At 67.3% G+C, this 18,336-nt stretch carries 9 protein-coding genes; 7 read left to right on the top strand and 2 right to left on the bottom strand.

Features of this window, described 5'->3' with window-relative positions:
- Positions 1 to 341 precede the first annotated feature (341 nt).
- The gene (locus tag KA383_19155; GenBank protein MBP7748238.1) at positions 342 to 1,277 is read right to left on the bottom strand and encodes a DMT family transporter; all 936 of its coding nucleotides are present in this window, start codon (positions 1,275 to 1,277) and stop codon (positions 342 to 344) included.
- A gap of 78 nt (positions 1,278 to 1,355) precedes the next feature.
- Complete coding sequence (locus KA383_19160; GenBank protein ID MBP7748239.1) at positions 1,356 to 1,937, bottom strand: dual specificity protein phosphatase family protein; 582 nt, start codon at positions 1,935 to 1,937, stop codon at positions 1,356 to 1,358.
- A 149-nt stretch (positions 1,938 to 2,086) separates the two neighbouring features.
- Here KA383_19160 and KA383_19165 point away from each other — a divergent pair, with 149 nt between their 5' ends.
- The 7 genes from KA383_19165 to KA383_19195 all read left to right on the top strand — a co-directional run.
- The gene (locus KA383_19165) at positions 2,087 to 2,971 is read left to right on the top strand and encodes a hypothetical protein (protein ID MBP7748240.1); all 885 of its coding nucleotides are present in this window, start codon (positions 2,087 to 2,089) and stop codon (positions 2,969 to 2,971) included.
- A gap of 285 nt (positions 2,972 to 3,256) precedes the next feature.
- Positions 3,257 to 5,314, top strand: a complete 2,058-nt coding sequence (locus tag KA383_19170) for a DUF3857 domain-containing protein (GenBank protein MBP7748241.1) — start codon at positions 3,257 to 3,259, stop codon at positions 5,312 to 5,314.
- An 82-nt stretch (positions 5,315 to 5,396) separates the two neighbouring features.
- Positions 5,397 to 7,313, top strand: a complete 1,917-nt coding sequence (locus tag KA383_19175) for a DUF3857 domain-containing protein (protein MBP7748242.1) — start codon at positions 5,397 to 5,399, stop codon at positions 7,311 to 7,313.
- A gap of 66 nt (positions 7,314 to 7,379) precedes the next feature.
- Entirely contained in the window at positions 7,380 to 11,030 is a 3,651-nt protein-coding gene (locus KA383_19180) for a ChaN family lipoprotein (GenBank protein MBP7748243.1), read from the top strand.
- A gap of 247 nt (positions 11,031 to 11,277) precedes the next feature.
- Positions 11,278 to 13,632 (top strand): hypothetical protein, encoded by a 2,355-nt coding sequence (locus KA383_19185; GenBank protein ID MBP7748244.1) that lies wholly within the window; start codon positions 11,278 to 11,280, stop codon positions 13,630 to 13,632.
- A 37-nt stretch (positions 13,633 to 13,669) separates the two neighbouring features.
- Positions 13,670 to 15,658, top strand: coding sequence for a hypothetical protein (locus KA383_19190; GenBank protein MBP7748245.1), 1,989 nt, complete (start codon positions 13,670 to 13,672; stop codon positions 15,656 to 15,658).
- Between the two features lie 418 nt (positions 15,659 to 16,076).
- Positions 16,077 to 18,336: hypothetical protein (locus KA383_19195; GenBank protein ID MBP7748246.1), on the top strand; the 2,260-nt coding region annotated here is incomplete at its 3' end.

Genomic DNA, 18,336 nt, shown 5'->3' on the forward strand with positions numbered 1-18,336 from the left:
GAGTCGCAACTCGCGAAGAGAATACCCCTCCGTGCCGCCCAGCGGCCGAAGCGTCGGAGTTGTACATATTGGACGCCTCGTGCGGCTGTCGGCTAGCGCTTCTCTACGCTCCTTTTGTGATGACGTATACGGATGTCCATATCTGCATACGCTCATCGTACCTTAGCACTTCGAATGCGCTGCGTCAAGCTGAACCTGCGCGTTTCAACACCACGCACGTTCGAGTCACGACAACCGCGCCCCGCGCGTCGGACGTGCAGACAGCGTTTACACACGCCGCGCAGCCCCGCCGCGATTATCAGACGGCAAAATTGAAACACCCAGCGTCTGATAGCTGCGCGTCACTTTACAAAAAACGACGAAATCGCCGCCCCGAACGTGGTCACCACCACGCCCATCAGCGCCAGGGTCAGCGCCGCGAGTTGCCGGCGCCCGAAGTGCTCCTTCAGAATGAGCACCGCCAGTACGCTCTGAAAAATGATCGAGGTCTGATTCAACACCGCCGCGATCGACGCGTCCGTGTACTTGAATCCGGCGATCCAGAGCAACAGGCTCACGTACGTGCCCAGGATTGACGCCGGCAGCACCACCCGCCAGGCCCGCGACGGACGGAAGGCCGTCCAGTTCGCCCGCCAGGCTGGCCCCAATAGAGCGAATAACCCTAGAAACACCCAGCCGCCGACCAGGCGCAGCGCCGTCGCCCAGGTCACGGGCAGTTCGTTCAGCACCGGCTTGGCGATCACAATGCCGAACGCCATCATCCCGATCGCCACGATCGCCAGGAGCATGCCTCCGACCATCTGGCCGCGGGTCCGGTGCGCGGGCAGCGTGTGGCGCGTCGTCAGGAACACGCCGCCGACGACCAGCCCCGCCCCCAGATAGTGGAAGATAGTGAGCTGCTCATGGAGTAGCAGCCACGCGAACAGGATCGCCAGCGGCGAATACGCGCAGTCGGCCACCGAGATCAGCCCGACGCCGATCAGGTTCAGCGCGCGGAAGAAGAGCGTGTCGGCCAGGGCGATGCCGATCGCGCCGCTGAGCAGGAGCAGGCACAGCCCCCCCACCGGCTGGGCCCGCACCGGGGCGAGGCTGGCGGGGTCCCAGATCGTCAACCCGATGATCGTCAGCACCAGCAACGTGAGGCCCACGGCACTCTTGAACAGGTTCAGCGCCAACGGCGGGATGTGTTCGCCGCTGAGCTTGAAGAGCACCAGCGCGTAGCCCCAGACGATCGCCGTCAGGAGCGCGCAGGCTTGTCCGAGTGGGTGATTCGTCATGCGCGGACCGCGTCGGGCTTCACGGCGGGGATGATACCCCCGCCGCACACGGCTGGCGAACGCCCGGCGCCCGCCGCGTTAGGGCTGATAAACGTGGGCAATCCAGTCGCGGTCAGGCTGGAACATCTCCACGAGCTGGTCCATCTCCGGATGGCGGGCCTCGAAGTGGCCGTAGACGAGCGAAAGCTCTACCCGTGCGGCTTCGCGGGTATCGCCGCGCACCACCATCCGCCAGATCGCGGACGCGGCGCCGGTGCGGTCGGCCCCGGACTGGCAGTGGATGAGGATCGGGTACTCGGCCGTCTGGAACGTGTCGTAGAGCAGCAGCAGCGCATCGCGCGACGGGAGCTGACCGGCGCTCATGCGGATGTCGACGAGCGTCACGCCGGCCTTCTCGGCGGCAGCCCGCTCGTTGCGGTACCAGGCATCCTGCTCGTTCTCGCCGCGGAGGTTGACGATGGTGCGGATGCCGTGCTCGTCGAAGACGAGGTTCAACGTGGTGGCGTCGAGCTGGGCGGACCGGTAGGCGCGGCCTTCCTCGATGGAGCGGAAGTTGTCGAAGACGGTGAGCGGCGCATAGTTGTCCAGCTCGCCGACGCCGCAACCGGCGAGCGCGGCGCAGGTGACGAGGATCAGGCTGGACAAACGACGAGTTTTCATCGCTGGTGATTCTAGCGGCCAGTTAACGCGGACGCACGGTGCGACCTGAGGTCGTGGCGACCGCGTTTGGCCGGGCGTTCGCTCGCTGCCGGGCGCGACTCGAATGTGCGCAGAGGCGCGCGCGGCGCCGGCGTGCTAGACTGGCGGGCATGGACTCTAGTGGCGATGGGGCAGGAGCGGCGGCACCCGGCACGGCGCGGCCTTTGCTGCCGCCGGATCAGCCGATCGAGTTCGATGTGGCGTGCCAGCGGTGCACGTACAACCTGCGCGGGCTGCGGCCCGACGGACGGTGCCCGGAATGCGGGGCACCCATCCACGTGTCGCTCGCCAGCGAGCTGCTGCAGTTCGCGGATCCTGCCTGGCTGAAGCGGCTGGCACTCGGTGGACGGATCGTCCAGGCAGTCGCCGTCCTGGTCGCGCTCGCGACCGTGCCCAGTGCCTGGCTTGCGTTTCAACACTGGAAGTACATCGTGGCACCCGTGCTCGTACTCAGCGGCGCAGTCCTGGGGCTGCTAGCCGGGGGCTGGCTGCTGACCAGCCCCAATCCGCGGCTGCTCAGCGAGGAGCGTTGGTACGCCAGCCGACGCATCATTCGCGCCATCCTCGTGCCCAACTTCGTGAGTGTCGCAACCAGTGCGCTTGTTGGCTCGGTGGCACCAGGGAATGATCTGTGGGTGCTGATTCAGATCGTGGCCGGTCCCTTGGGCATTCTCGGCCTGGTCGGGATCGTGTGTCTGAGCCGTTACGTGGCATCCCTGGCGCGCCGGCTCGGAGACCAGCGCACGATGGCACTGGCCAAGATATACGCGTGGGGTTGCGTTAGCATGTGGGCGGCGGTGGCCTTCGGTATCGCGATCGACGTTATGAACATACCTGTGAGCACAGCCGGCGCGCCGATCTTCGCACCGGTCATCCCGTTACTAATCGTGTTCGGGATGTTGACGCTGCTGCTGCCAGCGCGGCTCGTCAAGGCACTCCAGCGCTGCCGCGAGGAGGCGGGAAAGAACTGGCGGGCAGCGCGGCAGGCAGAGTAGCAGGCAGCGCAGGTTGGGGGGCCACGCCCGCTGCATAGGGGGCATGGAACATTGCTCAAGAACTGGGACAACCGGCACTGCTCAAGAGCAGTGGCACCCTGGCTCAGGCCCGATGACACACGGCACATCGACCCCCAGCCTGCCCTCCCCTGGAAGAGGGAGGGGTTTGGTTGCCTTTGCGTGGGCTCGGCGGTTTCGGCTACACTGCCGCGACGCGCCGAGCCGGGCGCGCGGAGCGAGATCAATCCGCGGGGGCCTTGGCGACAGGATTCGGAGAACCACACAATGTCATTCCGCCGGATCGCAATCTCAATTCTCGCCGGAGTACTCCTGCTGGGTGGCCTGCCGCCGGCGGTGCGGGCCGATGACGACATCAAGGCGAAGATCGCCGCCGCGGGGGACGAGAAAAAACACAACGCGGACGCGGTGGTCGTGCTGGATGAGACGGACGTCACCGTCCGGCCGAGCGGGATCGGCACGGCGCGCAGTCACATCGTGACCAAGATCCTGCGCGACGCGGCGATCCGCACGCAGTCGGTGCAGGTGTTCCCCTACGACCCGAACACGAACCGGCTGGAGCTGATCGCGGTCCGCGTGTACCGCGCGGACGGGACCGTCGAGGAGCTGCCGCTGGACAAGAAGGCCCAGCAGCCGCAGCCGTCGTGGGGCGTGTTCTGGGGCACACAGCAATACCTCGTGACGGTGCCGCGGCTGGCGGTGGGCGACGCGGTCGAGACCATCAGCGAGATGACCGGGTTCAATGTGGCGTATTTGGAGGGCGCGGAGGCCCAACCCACCGGCGGGACGCCGGTGCCACAGGTGCCACAGGTGCCCCCCGGGGAGGCGCAGCTCAATGCCAAGGGCGAGGTGTTGAACCCGCCGGTGCCGGGACATTGGCACGACGAAGTGCACTTTTGGTCGGACCGGCCGGTGATCGAGAAGCGCTACACGGTGCGGTTGCCGAAGGACAAGCCGCTGCAGTTCGAAGTGTACAACGGCGAGCTGCGGCCGGCGGTCACGCTCGAAGGCGACCAGGTCGTGTACTCCTTCGAGAAGAAGGACCTGAAGCCGCTGCCCAGCGAGCCATCGATGGAGCCGTGGCCGAACGTGGCCCCGAAGCTGCTGCTGGCGACGCTGCCGACGTGGGAGGACAAGGCGCGCTGGCTGTATCAGGTCAGCGAGCCGCAGTTCGAGCCCGACGACGCGATTAGGGCGAAGGTCGCCGAGGTCATCAAGGACTGCAAGACGGACGAGGAGAAGTACACCGCGCTCAATCATTGGGTGGCGGAGAATATCCGCTACGCCGGCACGAGCCGCGGCATGTGCGAGGGGTACACGATCCACTCCTGCAGGGAAACGTTTCACGACCGGGCGGGCGTGTGCAAGGACAAGGCGGGGATGCTGGCCGGGATGTTGCGCGTGGCGGGGTTCGACTCGTTCGTTTGCATGACGATGGCGCGGCAGCGCGTGGACCGCATTCCGGCGGACCAGTTCAACCACTGCGTGACGTGCATTCGCAAGCCGGACGGGGCGCTCATCCTGCTGGACCCGACGTGGATGCCGAAGAGCCGTGACAACTGGTCGACGCTGGAGCCGAACCAGCACGTGGTGTACGGGCTGCCGGAGGGCAAGGAGCTGTCGACCTCGCCGTACTTCCCGCCGGAGGAATGCCAGGCAACCTGGCGGTGCGTCAGCATCGTGCACGATGACAACAAGCTGACGGGGGCATTCGGATTTGAGGCGGTGGGCACGCCGGAGGGCCGGCTGCGGCGAGCACTGGCAGGTGTGCCGCCGGCGGAGCGGGCGAACTACTTCGACCAGACGGTGCAGCGGCTGAGCCCGAACGCGGTGGTGCAGAGCGTGGCGTGCGACGAGCCGGACGATTTTGCGCGGCCGCTGCACATCCGCTGCGACTTTGCGGCGCCGCGGTTCGTGCTGGGTGACGGACAGCAGCGGATGTTGGCGCTGCCAATGCTGCAGACGATCTTCGGCGACCGCACGCTCTCCGACTTGTTCGGGCAGACCGGGCCGGCCGAGCGGAAGTACGGGTTGAAGCTCTGGGCCTCGCGGCGGGCGCTGTTCGAGGAGACGATCAAGCTGCCGGCGGGGTGGACGGTGAAGAAGCTGCCGGAGGCGGTCGATATGGACGGGCCCTCGGCGGGGTTGCACTTCAAGATCGAGAGCAAGGAGGGGGAAATCCAGTACACGTGCGACCTGATCATCAAGAACTGGATCGTGCCGCCGGCGGACTACGCGAACTTCAAGCAGGTGATGGAGAAATTCGAGGAGTTGACGGGGCGCGTCGTGACGTGCGAGCGGGAGGGTGGCCATGCGCAGCGCTAGTACTCGTCCCAGGCCGGCCAGCGTCGCGTTTGGTGTCAGATGTCACCTCCTTGCCCGGACAGAATCCATGCGTGAAATCGGAATGCGTGCTCGTGTCGTGCGTGTGCCCGCCTACGCCGTGCTGGCGTTCGCGCTGGGGCTCGTCAGTGTGCAGCCGGTCGCGGCTCAGGCGCCGCCGGCGCCGGATGCGGTCATCGAGTTGTGGGAGCAGAACTGGACGCTGAACGCCGACGGCTCGACGGTTTACCACGACAAGCGGCACGTACAGTTGAACAGCGACAGGGCATACGGCGAGTTTGGTGATCCGCGGATCACGTACGACGCCGATACGGAAAAGCTCGAGATTATCGCGGCGCGGACGCGGCTGCCCGGCGGCAAGTACGTGGAGCTGCCGGAGTACGGGCACGTCGTGGTCGGGCCGGACGCCTCGGCGGGCTGGCCGGCGTTCACGGGCCTGCGCCAGCACCTGCTGGTGATGAGCGGGATCGAGCCGGGGTGCGTGGTCGAGGTCGAGTATCGGATCACGAGCCAGCCCGGGCGGCGAACATATCTGGCCGCGGACCTGCGCATCGATGACCGCTTTCCGATCAAGGAGCGCACCGTCACCGTGACGGTGCCGGCCGGCGCGCAGGTGCGAGCACTGCTGACGGGCCTGCCGGAGGACAAGGGCGGCAGTAACGGGCAGCCCAATTCGTGGACATTCAAGGACCTGCCGGCCAACCCGGACGAGCCGCAGGCCCCGCGCTGGCAGGTGCGCTGCCCGCGGCTGATGTTCACGACGGCCGACCTGGCGAGCAACTGGCTCAAGGGCCGGCATGCCCAGCTCGAGGCGGCAGCCGACAAGTCCGAGCTGATCACGCGGTTGGCGCAGGAGTGGACAAAGGACCGCGGCAGTTCGTCGGACAAACTGCGCGGCCTGCACGAAAAGCTCGCGGCCCAGTTCAACTTCGTCGAGTTCCCGGCGGACTGGCGCCCGGCGAAGATCCGGCCGGCGTCCGAGGTGCTGCTGTCCAACTACGGCTTGCCGGAGGAAGCGGCCGCCGTGCTGCTCGCGTTGGCCCGTGCGGCGGACCTACCCGCCATGCCGGGCATGCTCGTGCACGATGCGGTCTGGAACGCCGACGTGCCGCAGGATGGGATGGTGGCGGCGTACGTCGTGCTGCTGGTGGCCGGGCCGGCCGGCGACGTGGTGGCGCATGACGCGGGCGGCGGCGCACATGCCGTCACGCTGGACAGCGGTGATCCGCCGGAGATCTGGGACCCGCGCCGCGGACGCATCGTCCGCGATGGCACGTGGGCGGGCTACACGCTGCTGCCGGTGCCGGACGTGCTGATGCCGCGCGTGAAGCTGGCACCGTGGCTGACGAGCGACGAGAGCCGGTTGCAGGCGACCGGCAAGCTGACACTGAGTGACGATGGGAATTTCGCCGGCACGCTGACGCTGCGGGCGACGGGGTTGTTCGTCAACTCCGAGGGTCTGCGGTCGAGCGATGCGCAAAACCGCCGGCTGAATGCGGTGCTGGGGCACCTGGTGCCGGACGCGAAGGTGGAGAGCGTCACGGTGAAGACACTCGCGGTCGGCGAGTTCGAGGCCACGGTTCAGGTCAAGTCCAGCAAGCCGCTGCTGAAAGTGAACGACCGGTACTTTGTGAGGCTCGCTCAGGACGGGCCCCTGCTTGGTGACGTGCCGCTACCGCTTGGGCCGAGTCGGCGCCGGCTCCCGGTCCACGTGGCCGGTCCGTGCCTCGAAGACCTCCAACTGACGCTGGAATGGCCGGAGAAGTGGCAGGTGGAAGCCACGCCGGCCGAGTTGACGCGCGTCGCCGGCGACTGGGGCGCGCTCGAGCAGCGCGTGACGCAGGTCGAGTACGGTCTGACGCTGGAGCGGCGCATACAGATCGCGCAGAGCGACGTGCCGGCCACGAGCTTCCTCGCGCTGCGCGCGCCGCTCAACGAGCTGCGCAGCGAATATGCGCGAACGCTCGTGCTGAGGCCGTAGACCGCGTGCTTCGCCGGGGGGTATGGTGCGGCAACGCTGCCTCGGCGGTGCTGCAGGAGGTCCTGTATGTCCACGTTTCGCGCCGTCACCGGGGTCCTGTTGGCCACCCTTGCCCTGAGTTGCGGCTGCATGCCCGCGGGGCGGATGAACCTCGCCGAACGCACGGGCGGGAGCGCCGCCCTTTTTCATCAATTCCAGGCGTACGACGGGCATAGCGGCCGGTCGATTTCGTTTCGCGACGTGGTCGCCCGCTGCCGGGCCGCCGATGTGATCCTGTTCGGCGAGGCGCACTCGGACGTCGTGTGCAACCAGCTTGAGGCCCAGCTTCTGCATGCGTTGGCGACACAGGCGCGGCCGGTGTGCCTGGCCATGGAGTTTTTCGAGGCGGACACCCAGGCCGGGCTGGATGCATATCTGCGCGGGCGCCTCGCGGAAGCCGCGTTTCAGAAACAGACGCGCCAGGGGCGGGCGTACATCCTCTCACACCGGCCGCTGATCGAAATGTGCCGGGCGGGGCACATTCCGGTGATCGCCGCCAATGCGCCGCGACGCCTGGTGCGGGCGTACCGCAACTCGGGACTGCCGTACGAGGAGTACCGGGCGGGACTGGATCCGACGGAGCAGCGCTGGCTGCCGTTGACCAATGAACACCTCGGCGGCGACTACGAAAAACGGTTCATGGAAATGATGCAGGGGCACGCGCTGCCCCCGACCACGATGCCGACGACGGCGCCGGCCGAAGCGCCAATCACGGCTGAGGCGGCTATGCCACCCGCTCCGACGATGCAGCCGCGCGAGACCGCGAGCCGGATGTCACCCCACGGGATGTACCAGGCGCAGTTGCTGTGGGACCAGGCGATGGCCGAGTCGCTGGCGGACTTCCGCACCAGCTTCCCGCGGCATCGCGTGATGCTGATCGTCGGCGGGTTCCACGTCGCGCACACGGGCGGGACGGCGCTGAAGTATCGCGCGCGACGACCGAGCGATCGCGTCCTCACGATCGCGTACGAGGGGACTACGGACGGGGCGTTCAAGTTCGGTGACGATGAACGCGGGGCCGGCGACGTCGTGATCTACGGCATCGCGCCCCCGCCGGAAGAAGAGGAGCCCGCTGCATCCAGACCAGCCGCGCCTCCACCCACCACCGAGTTAGCGCTGCCAGAAACGCAGCCGACCATGCCGCAAGCACAAACCGCGGTGCCGCCGGTGGAGCCGGCGCCGGCACAAACGCCGCCTTCACAGCCGGTGCCGCCTGAGACAGCGGCGCCGCAGGCCGGACTGACGCCGGTGGTGTTCACAGGCCCAGAGGTGGTGATCCGTGAGGCGCTGGTAATCGGAAAAATCGGGCGCTGGGGACGGTCCGCGGTGCATACTGACGCGATCGAGGCACAGATCGTCGCGGGCGAATGGAAGCCGCCGACGGGCGGGCAGGCCGTCACGCGGCCCGACGGCAAGGTGCAGCACTGGCAGCTCGCGACCGCGGGCGACGATGGCCTGTTCCGCGACGAGGCGCTCGGAGGCGGCTATGCGTACGTCGCCGTGGAGTGCGACGGCGCGCAGACAGCCATCCTGGAAGCGGCCGGCCACAGCCTGGTGTACGTCAACGGCACACCGCGCGCCGGCGATCCGTACCAGTGGGGCTTCGTGCGTCTGCCCGTGCAGCTCGATGCCGGCCCAAACCACCTGCTGTTCGCCTGCGGCCGCGGCGAATTCCGCGCGAAACTACTGGCACCCCGCGCACCCGTCATGCTCGACACCGGCGATGCGCTCCTGCCAGACGTGCGGCTCGGCGAGAGCGGCGACATGCTGGGCGCGATCGTCATCATCAACGCCAGCGCCACGCCGCTCACCAATGCGCAGCTCAGCGCACAATGCGGCGACGCGCAGCGCGCGACGCCGGTGCCGCTGGTCCCGCCGGAGAGCGTCCGCAAGGTGGGGTTCACGTTCGCGCCCGACGCGTCCGACACCGCCGGCGACCGCCAGCTCGACGTCATCCTGACGCGCGCCGGCACAGAGCTGGACCGGGCCACCGTCACGTGGCGCGTGCGCCCCACGATGGAGGCGTATCGCCGGACGTTCATCAGCGACATCGACGGCAGCGTGCAGTACTACGCGGTGCGACCGATGCTGGAACAGGCCGACACCACCGCGAGCAGCCCGGCGTCCGGACCGGCGCTGTTCCTGTCGTTGCACGGCGCGAGCGTCGAGGCGATCGGCCAGGCGAGCTGCTATGCGCCGAAAGCGCATGGCGTGGTGGTCGCGCCGACGAATCGCCGGCCGTACGGTTTTGACTGGGAAGACTGGGGCCGCCTGGATGCACTGGAAGTGCTGGCGCTGGCGGAGCGGGCGTTCGGCACCGATCCGCGGCACACGTACCTGACGGGCCACTCGATGGGCGGGCACGGGACGTGGCAGATCGGTGCGCACTACCCGGACCGCTTCGCCGCCATCGCGCCGAGCGCGGGCTGGGTCAGCTTCTGGTCCTACGCGGGCGGCCCACGGACAGAGGACGGCACCCCCATCGAGCGAATCCTGCGGCGGGCTACGAACGCGAGCGACACGCTGGGACTGTCGCGGAACTACCGGCATTACGGGATCTACATCCTGCACGGTGACCAGGACGACAATGTGCCGGTGGCGCAGGCGCGGACCATGCGCAAGCAGCTCGGCGAATTCCACCCCAACTTCGCGTACTACGAGCGGCCCGGCGCCGGCCACTGGTGGGGCAACGAGTGCATGGACTGGCCGCCGCTGTTCGACTTCCTCCGGCAGAACACCAGGCCGGCCGCGCACACCGTCCGGGATGTCGAGTTTGTGACGGCGAGCCCGGCGATCTCGGCGACGTGTGACTGGGCGACAATCGAAGCACAGCAGCGCTGGCTCGACTTCAGCCGGATCGACCTGCACAGCGACGCCCAGCAGCGCACGCTCCGCGGAACGACCGACAATGTTGCCCGGCTGGCAATCCGGCTGGACTACACCGACGGCCAATACGTGATTGATCCGAACGGGCCGCTGACGGTGGAGCTGGACGGCGACCGGCTGGACAACACCGCCTGGCCCGCGGGCGGCGTACTGCGCCTGGCGCGGCGCGACGGACATTGGCAGATCTTCGCGGAGGCTGTTGACCCGCAGCTGAAGGGCCCCCACCGGGCTGGGCCATTCAAGGACGCGTTCCGGCACCGGATGCAGTTCGTGCACGGCACGCGCGGCACCGCGGAGGAGAGCGCGTGGGCCCGGGCGAAGGCGCGGCTGGACGCGGAGATGTTCTGGGTACGCGGCAACGGGTCGGTCGACGTGCTGGCCGACACGGAATTCGACACTGGCGCGGAACCCGAGCGAGGCGTGATCCTGTATGGCAACGCAGACACGAACGCGGCATGGGAGCCGCTGCTGGGGCGGTGTCCGATCCAGGTGACACGCGAACACGTCCACGTCGGCGAGCGGGCTATCGATGGCCGCAACCTGGCGGTGCTCTTAGCCTATCCCCGCCCGGGCGCGACGCCGGCCATGGTGGCGGCCGTCAGCGGTACGGGGCCGCCGGGTCTGCGCCTGACTGAACGCTTGCCGTATTTTGTGGCCGGCGTGGCGTATCCGGATTGGGTGGTGCTGGACGCCACGATGCTGACGCGCGGCACGGATGGGGTGCGCGCCGCCGGCTTCTTCGGAGGTGAGTGGCAGATCGACGATGAGCAGTCGGCCTTCTTGGAGCGCTGAAGTGCACCACCGAAGTCCGATAAACACAGGCTGCGGTGCGAATAATCAGGCCCGCGATAGGTATTTCCTTGCAAGCATTCGGGCTGGGCGGCAAGATGGGGCTGTTGGCGGAAAGATGATGACCCGTGTGCGTCCGAACGGATGTACGGTCAGGCCCCAGGGCGCATAACGGGCGGTGTGTGCGCATGATCCGGGCGCGGTCGTCATGCGGCGAGAGTATTGAGAGCGTAAAAACGGATATCTGTTTGTGAAACTCCTAAACATTGGCCTGCGGACCACGGTTGCCTGGGGGTGCCTGGCGGCAACTGCCGCGGCGCTGGCGACCCCACCCGCTGCCTTTGACCTGCGCAACGTAAACGGCCAGAACTACGTCACCTCGGTGAAGTCCCAGCAAGGCGGCACGTGCTGGACGCACGGGGCCGTCGCGGCGATGGAGGGCAACCTCCTCATGACCGGCGTCTGGGCCGCCGCGGGGGAGTCCGGCGAGCCGGCCCTCGCGGAGTATCACCTCGACTGGTGGAACGGGTTCAACCAGCACAATAACGATGACACCATCCCCCCCACCGGCGGCGGACTGGTAGTGCATGAAGGCGGCGACTACCGCGTGACCGCGGCGTACCTGACACGCGGCGAAGGGGCCGTCCGGGACGTGGACGGCCAGTCGTACGCCGAGCCGCCCGCGCGGCACCTGCCGTCGTACCACGTCTATTACGCCCGCGACATCGAGTGGTACGTCGCCGGCACCGGCCTGACGAACATCAACGCCATCAAGGAAGCCGTCATGGCGCACGGCGTCGTCGGCACGTGCATGTGCTACGACGGCGCGTTCATGTCCAATTACGTGCACTATCAGCCGCCGGGCAGCACGCTCGAACCCAACCACGCCATCGGCATCGTCGGCTGGGACGACAGCAAGGCGACGCCGGCCCCGCAGCCCGGCGCGTGGCTGTGCAAGAACAGCTGGGGCGCGGGCTGGGGCTTGAGCGGGTATTTCTGGATCTCGTATTACGACAAACACTGCGGACAGCACCCCGAGATGGGGGCCGTGTCGTTCCGCGGCGTCGAACCGCTGGCCTACGATTACATTTACTATCACGACTACCACGGCTGGCGCGACACGAAGACCGATTGCAGCGCGGCATTCAACGCCTTCACGGCGCCGGAGGAACAGACGCTCGCCGCCGTGAGCTTCTTCACCGCGGCCAACGATGTCACCTATACGGTGAAAGTCTACGATCGCTTCGAAAGCGGGCAGCTCCTGGATGAGCGCGCCGCGCAGACCGGCACCCATGCACACCTGGGCTTTCACACGGTCAACCTGGACCCGCCGCTGTCGTTGACAGCCGGGGACGATTTCTATCTCTACGTGGAGCTCTCCGCGGGCGGGCACGCGTATGACCGCAGCTCGGACATCCCGGTGCTGCTGGGTGCGTCGCAGCGCGTCTGGGTCGAGTCGGCGGCCCAACCCGGCCAGAGCTACTACCACGATGGCCGCGGCTGGCAGGACCTGTACGAATTCAACAGCACCGCGAATTTCTGCATCAAGGGGCTGGCCCAGACGTACGTGCCGCTGGTCTACAGCTTCCCGGAGGGTCGCCCGCAGTTCCGGCCGGCCGGCGTGCTCCAGCACCTCACGGTCCAAATCGACGACGCGATGGAGAGCTATGTGCCGGGGACCGCGGCGTTGCACTACCGCGACGACGGCGGGGAGTTCACGACTTACCCGCTGACCCCGCTGGGCGAAAACCAGTTCCGCGCCACGCTGCCCGTCGGCACCTGTGCGGCGCAGCCGGAGTACTACTTCACGGCGCAGGGGAGCGCCGGCACAACGGTGCGCAGTCCAGCGACGGCGCCGGCGGCCGTGTACACGATGCTGATGGGTGCGCTGGAGGTCGTGTTCGCCGACGATTTCGAGACCGACCAGGGCTGGACGGTGACGAACACGAGCCTGATGACCGGCGCGTGGGAGCGCGGTGTGCCGGTGGGTGGCGGCGTGCGCGGCGATCCGGCGACTGACTACGACGGCTCCGGCGCGTGCTTTGTCACCGGGAATGCACCCGGCGATGCGGACGTGGACGGCGGGCCGACGCGCCTGATCTCGCCGACCTTTGATCTGTCGGATGGCCGGTACTATCAACTCAGCTACGCGCGCTGGTTCTACAATGACGACCACGATGTGGACCGGCTGACGGTGGAGGTCTCGACCGACGGCGGTGCGAACTGGACCCTGCTGGAGAGCGTGGAACACACGGTGGGCTGGGTCGAGCAGACCATCGGACTGAACGACTTCGTTACGCCGACCGCCCAGGTGAAGATCCGCTTCGGCGCGGTCGATAATCCGAGCAACTCGATCACCGAGGCGGCGATCGACGCGTTTGCGCTGCGCGCGCCGGCCTGTGTGATGCCCGACGGACTGGGGGATTTGAATTGCGACGGCGGGCTGGGTTTTGCGGACATCAACGTGTTCGTGCTCGCGCTTTCGAACATGGAACTCTACGCCGCGGCGTACCCGGGCTGTCCGCTCGCCAACCGCGACATCAACGAGGATGGCTTATTCGATTTCCGCGACATCAACCCGTTTGTCGCCCTGTTAACGGAGTAGCGGCGCGGCCCCCCCGCCCGCACAAGGAGTGCTCGCAATGCAGTACGTGTTGAAAAACCAGCGTGGAACTCGCTCCCGCACGACTGGGATCCTGATGCGCTTGGCCCTGGTCGTGGCGATTGCGCCGTGTGCATGGGCGCAGCTCACGGCCGCCGACCTCGAGGCGCTGCGTGCCCAGGGCGAGCGCGAGGGCTGGACCTTCACGGTGGGCGAAAACGAGGCCACGCAGTACAGCCTGAAGGAGCTGTGCGGGGTGGTCGAGCCACCCGACTGGCGGGAGCATGCGCGGTTCGACGATTGCGCGACGACCCGCGACCTGCCCGCCAGCTTCGACTGGCGCACGCAGGGCGTGCTCGGCGCCGTCCGCAACCAGGGCAGTTGCGGCAGTTGCTGGGCGTTCAGCATCATCGGGGCGGTGGAGCCGCAAGTCGCGATCCAGGACCAGGTGCTGGTGGACCTGTCCGAGCAATGGCTGGTCAGTTGCTGCGGACTGGGCGGATGCAGCGGAGACTGGCCGGGGACGGCGGCGAGATATCTCCGGTGCAACGGCCAGTACACGGATTACTGTGGCGGATTCGGCGCCGTGCCCGAAGCCAGCTTCCCATACCAGGGCTGGGACGCGCCGTGCAACTGCCCTTATCCGCATACCTATTGCCTCGATTCGTACACGTACGTCGGGCCCCAGTGGGGCATCCCAACGGTGAACCAGATCAAGCAGGCGATCCTGGACCACGGCCCGGTTTCGGTGTGCGTGGACGCCACCAGCGCGTTCCAGGGCTACAACGGCGGCATCTTCAACTCCTGCAGCGGCACGAGCATCAACCACGCGGTGGTATTGGTCGGCTGGGACGACAACCAGGGCACCGACGGCGTGTGGTTTCTGCGGAATTCGTGGGGTGCGGGCTGGGGCGAACAGGGGTATATGCGAATCGCGTACAACTGCTCGATGGTCGGCTACGGCGCGCTCTACGTGACGTACGCGGGCCTGCCGCCCTCGCTGACCTTCACCTATCCGGACGGCAAGCCGACGGAAGCCCCGGCGCAGCAGGCGGTCACGTTCCATGTAGACGTCGCGGGCAAGTACGACGGCGTGCCGGTCGCGAACTCGGGCCAACTGCACTATTCCATCAACGACGCCCCGTTTGTGATGGTGCCCATGACCGAGGAATCCGCGAACCACTACTCGGCGACGCTGCCCGCCGTGGGCTGCATGGACCGGGTCCGCTGGTACGTCAGCGCGGCCGAGGCCACCTCGGGCCGCATCTATGACCCGCTGACCGCGCCGGCCGGCTACAACACGACGCTCGCGATCTCGTATCGCGCCGCGCTGCTGGCGGACGACTTCGAGACGGACCGCGGCTGGACCGTGTCCAACACGGCGCTGATCGCCGGCGCCTGGGAACGCGGGGTCCCGGTGGGTCTCGGCGAGCGGGGCGACCCGGCAAGCGACTACGACGGTTCCGGGGCCTGCTTCCTGACGGGCAACTTCTACGGCGATTCCGACGTGGACGGCGGGCCGACACGGCTGATCTCGCCGGTGTTCGACCTGTCGGACGGCCGCTTCTACCAGGTTGCCTACGCGCGCTGGTTTTATAACGATGACAACGACATCGACCGCCTGACGGTGGACGTGTCGAACAACAACGGCGTGTCGTGGGTGAATGTCGAGACCGTGCCGCACACGGTGGGCTGGGTGCATCGCACGTTCAATGTCAGCGACTACGTGACGCCGACCGCCCAGGTCAAGGTACGTTTCTGTGCGGTGGATACGCCGAGCAACTCCATCACCGAGGCCGGGCTCGACGCGTTCTCCGTCTCCGCCCTGATCTGCCCCGCGGTGGGGGACGTGAACTGCGACGGGGTGGTGGACTTCCGGGACATCAACCCGTTTGTCCTCGCGCTCACCAACCCGGCCACCTACGCGACCCTCTACGCGGGCTGCCCGGAGTTGACGCGTGACATCAACGGTGATGGCGTCCTCAGCTTCGCTGACATCAACCCGTTTGTGAACCTGCTGGCCCGCTAGCGCCCCACGGGCTGCTGCCCGCCAGCGGTTGCCGCGGACGCGGGAGCGGTGGACCACTGTCCGCCGCTCCCGCGTCTTTTTCGCGCGCGGTGCGGCGGGGGGCGGATTTCCACTTGCGGATGCCGTGGTCCGGATGTTAGGCTGAGGGGGTCTGGTTAGACGGCACGTGTGCGCAGGGTGTGAAGAAGCCAACCCGGATCCGTTGCCGGCCCGGGGCATTGCGACCGACGGCACCCGGGCGTTCGCGCTGATGTCTCCGGCAATGCTGGTGCGTCGCGCGGCACACGTTTCACGCCCGGCGGCGTGCGCAGGGGCACACGATGTGGTGGCAGTCTGGCCCAAGGTACGTCGCGCATCCCGCGCTTCCCCGCGGCAGTCCGCCGCGCGTTCCAGTCCCGTACTCCAAGGAGAAGTCGTGATGAGAAGCTCCCATTCCCTGTCGTGGGCCAAGGGCATCGCTGTGGCCGCCCTGCTGGCCCTGGCGCTCCTGCCGTGCGGCGCGGCCGAGGTGCAGACCGCCGTGTCGCAGACCACGGCCGACCGTGTCACGCTGCACTACGTCATCCCAACGCCTACCCTGGCGACGGTGGACATCGACGGACGGGCATACGTGCAGGTTACGCTCGACCGGGAGCCACTGCTGAGCGGGGCCGGCGCTCCCGCCCTGCCGCGCATCTGTCGCAGCATCATCCTCCCGGACGCCGGCACACCGGTACTCAACGTGCTCAGCGCGACGTACGATGAGCTCACCGAGATCGACGTCGCGCCGTCCAAGGGCTTGCTGTTGCGCACCGTCGACCCGGACAGCGTGCCCTACACCTTCGGGCCGGCGTATGCCACCGACGCGTTCTACCCGGGCCCGATCGCGGAACTCGACACGCCGTACATCCTGCGTGACTACCGCGGCGTGGTCGTGGCGCTCAATCCGTTCCAGTACAACCCCGTCAAACGCACGCTGCGCATCTATCGCGAACTCGTGGTCGAAGTGGTGACCCGCGGCAATGGCGGGGTCAACGCCCTGGATCGCACGCGGCGCAGCGGCCTGATCGATCGCGGCTTCCGGACGATCTACGCGCACCATTTCGTGAACCACGCCCAGGCACACCTGCGCTACAACCCGCTGGACGAGCAGGGCGACCTGCTGATCATCTGTCACGACGCCTGGCTCGCAAACGTGCAGCCGCTTGTCACGCACAAGATCGCGCGCGGCCTGAACACGACCCTGGTCGGCGTCAGCACGATCGGCAACAACGCCACCGCCATCAAGAACTACATCCAGGGCGTATACAACAGCAGTGACTTGGCGTACGTGCTGCTCGTCGGCGACGCCGCCCAGATAGCCACACCCTACGCCTCCGGCGGGTCGGCCGACCCGACCTACTCGAAGCTGGCCGGCGGCGACAACTACCCTGACATCATCGTCGGCCGTTTCTCGGCGGAGACGGCCACGCAGGTCGACACCCAGGTGTTGCGCACGATCACCTACGAGAACCTGCCGGCCCCGCTGCAGGACTGGTTCTGGAAAGGGGTCGGCATCGCCTCGGCTCAGGGCGCCGGACAGGGCGACGAGGGCCAGGCCGACTACGTGCACATGGATGAAATCCGCCAGTGGCTGCTCGCCTGCGGCTACACGCTGGTCGACCAGATCTACGACACGAACGGTGGCACCGCGGCGATGGTCTCCAACGCGCTGAACGCGGGCCGCGGCATTGTGAACTACTGCGGCCACGGGAGCACGACGTCGTGGAGCACCACCGGCTTCTCCAACACGAATGTCGCCGCGCTCGTCAACGACAACATGCTGCCGTTCATCGTCAGCGTGGCATGCGTCAACGGCCAGTTCGACGGCTACACCTGCTTCGCCGAGGCCTGGCTGCGGGCATCGCACAACGGCGTCCCCACCGGCGCCATCGGCACGTACATGTCGTCGATCAACCAGTCGTGGGCACCGCCCATGGAGGCGCAGGATGAGTTCAACCTGCTCCTGTGCGCGGAGACCTATGTGAGCTACGGCGCCCTGTGCTACGCCGGGTCGTGCTCCATGATGGACGACTATGGCTCCGGCGGCGTCGACATGTTCAACACGTGGCACATCTTCGGCGATCCGTCGGTGCGCATCGCGCTGACTTGCATCGACCAGGGCAGCGCCACGCTCGACGCGTCGCGCTACGGCTGCGAGGACACGGTCCTGATCTCGGTCACCGACTGCGGGCTGAACCTCGATGACCTGAACATCGACACCGCGACCGTGACCATCGCGTCGGACACGGAACCCGCCGGCGAAACCGTCGTCGTCACCGAACTCGGCCCCGCCCTCGGGCAGTTCGCGGGCAGCATCGTCCTCAGTGCGACGAACGCCGCCGGGGTGCTGCAGGTCAGTGCGGGCGACACGCTCACATTGACCTACATCGACGCCGACAACGGCCAGGGACAGCAGGTCACGGTCACCGCGACCGCCCTCGTCGATTGCACGCCGCCGACCATCACCAACGTCCACGCCGCCGACATCCAGCCGCGCAGCGCGGTCATCACCTTCGACTGCGACGAGCTCGCCAGTGGCACCGTCCGCTACGGCCTGAGCTGCGGCGCGCTGAACAACACCGCCACGGGCGGCCTGGCCATGTCGCCGACGATCAGCCTGAGCGGCCTGACCGACGACACGACCTACTACTACAAGG

The sequence above is a fragment of the Phycisphaerae bacterium genome (assembly GCA_017999985.1).
In the GTDB taxonomy this organism is placed as follows: domain Bacteria; phylum Planctomycetota; class Phycisphaerae; order UBA1845; family Fen-1342; genus JAGNKU01.

Excerpts from the sequence above, each read along its gene's own strand:
- KA383_19160 (MBP7748239.1), bottom strand. The coding sequence starts at position 1,937 with ATGAAAACTCGTCGTTTGTCCAGCCTGATCCTCGTCACCTGCGCCGCG.
- KA383_19180 (MBP7748243.1), top strand. The coding sequence starts at position 7,380 with ATGTCCACGTTTCGCGCCGTCACCGGGGTCCTGTTGGCCACCCTTGCC.
- KA383_19170 (MBP7748241.1), top strand. The coding sequence starts at position 3,257 with ATGTCATTCCGCCGGATCGCAATCTCAATTCTCGCCGGAGTACTCCTG.
- KA383_19155 (MBP7748238.1), bottom strand. The coding sequence starts at position 1,277 with ATGACGAATCACCCACTCGGACAAGCCTGCGCGCTCCTGACGGCGATC.
- KA383_19175 (MBP7748242.1), top strand. The coding sequence starts at position 5,397 with ATGCGTGCTCGTGTCGTGCGTGTGCCCGCCTACGCCGTGCTGGCGTTC.
- KA383_19190 (MBP7748245.1), top strand. The coding sequence starts at position 13,670 with ATGCAGTACGTGTTGAAAAACCAGCGTGGAACTCGCTCCCGCACGACT.
- KA383_19165 (MBP7748240.1), top strand. The coding sequence starts at position 2,087 with ATGGACTCTAGTGGCGATGGGGCAGGAGCGGCGGCACCCGGCACGGCG.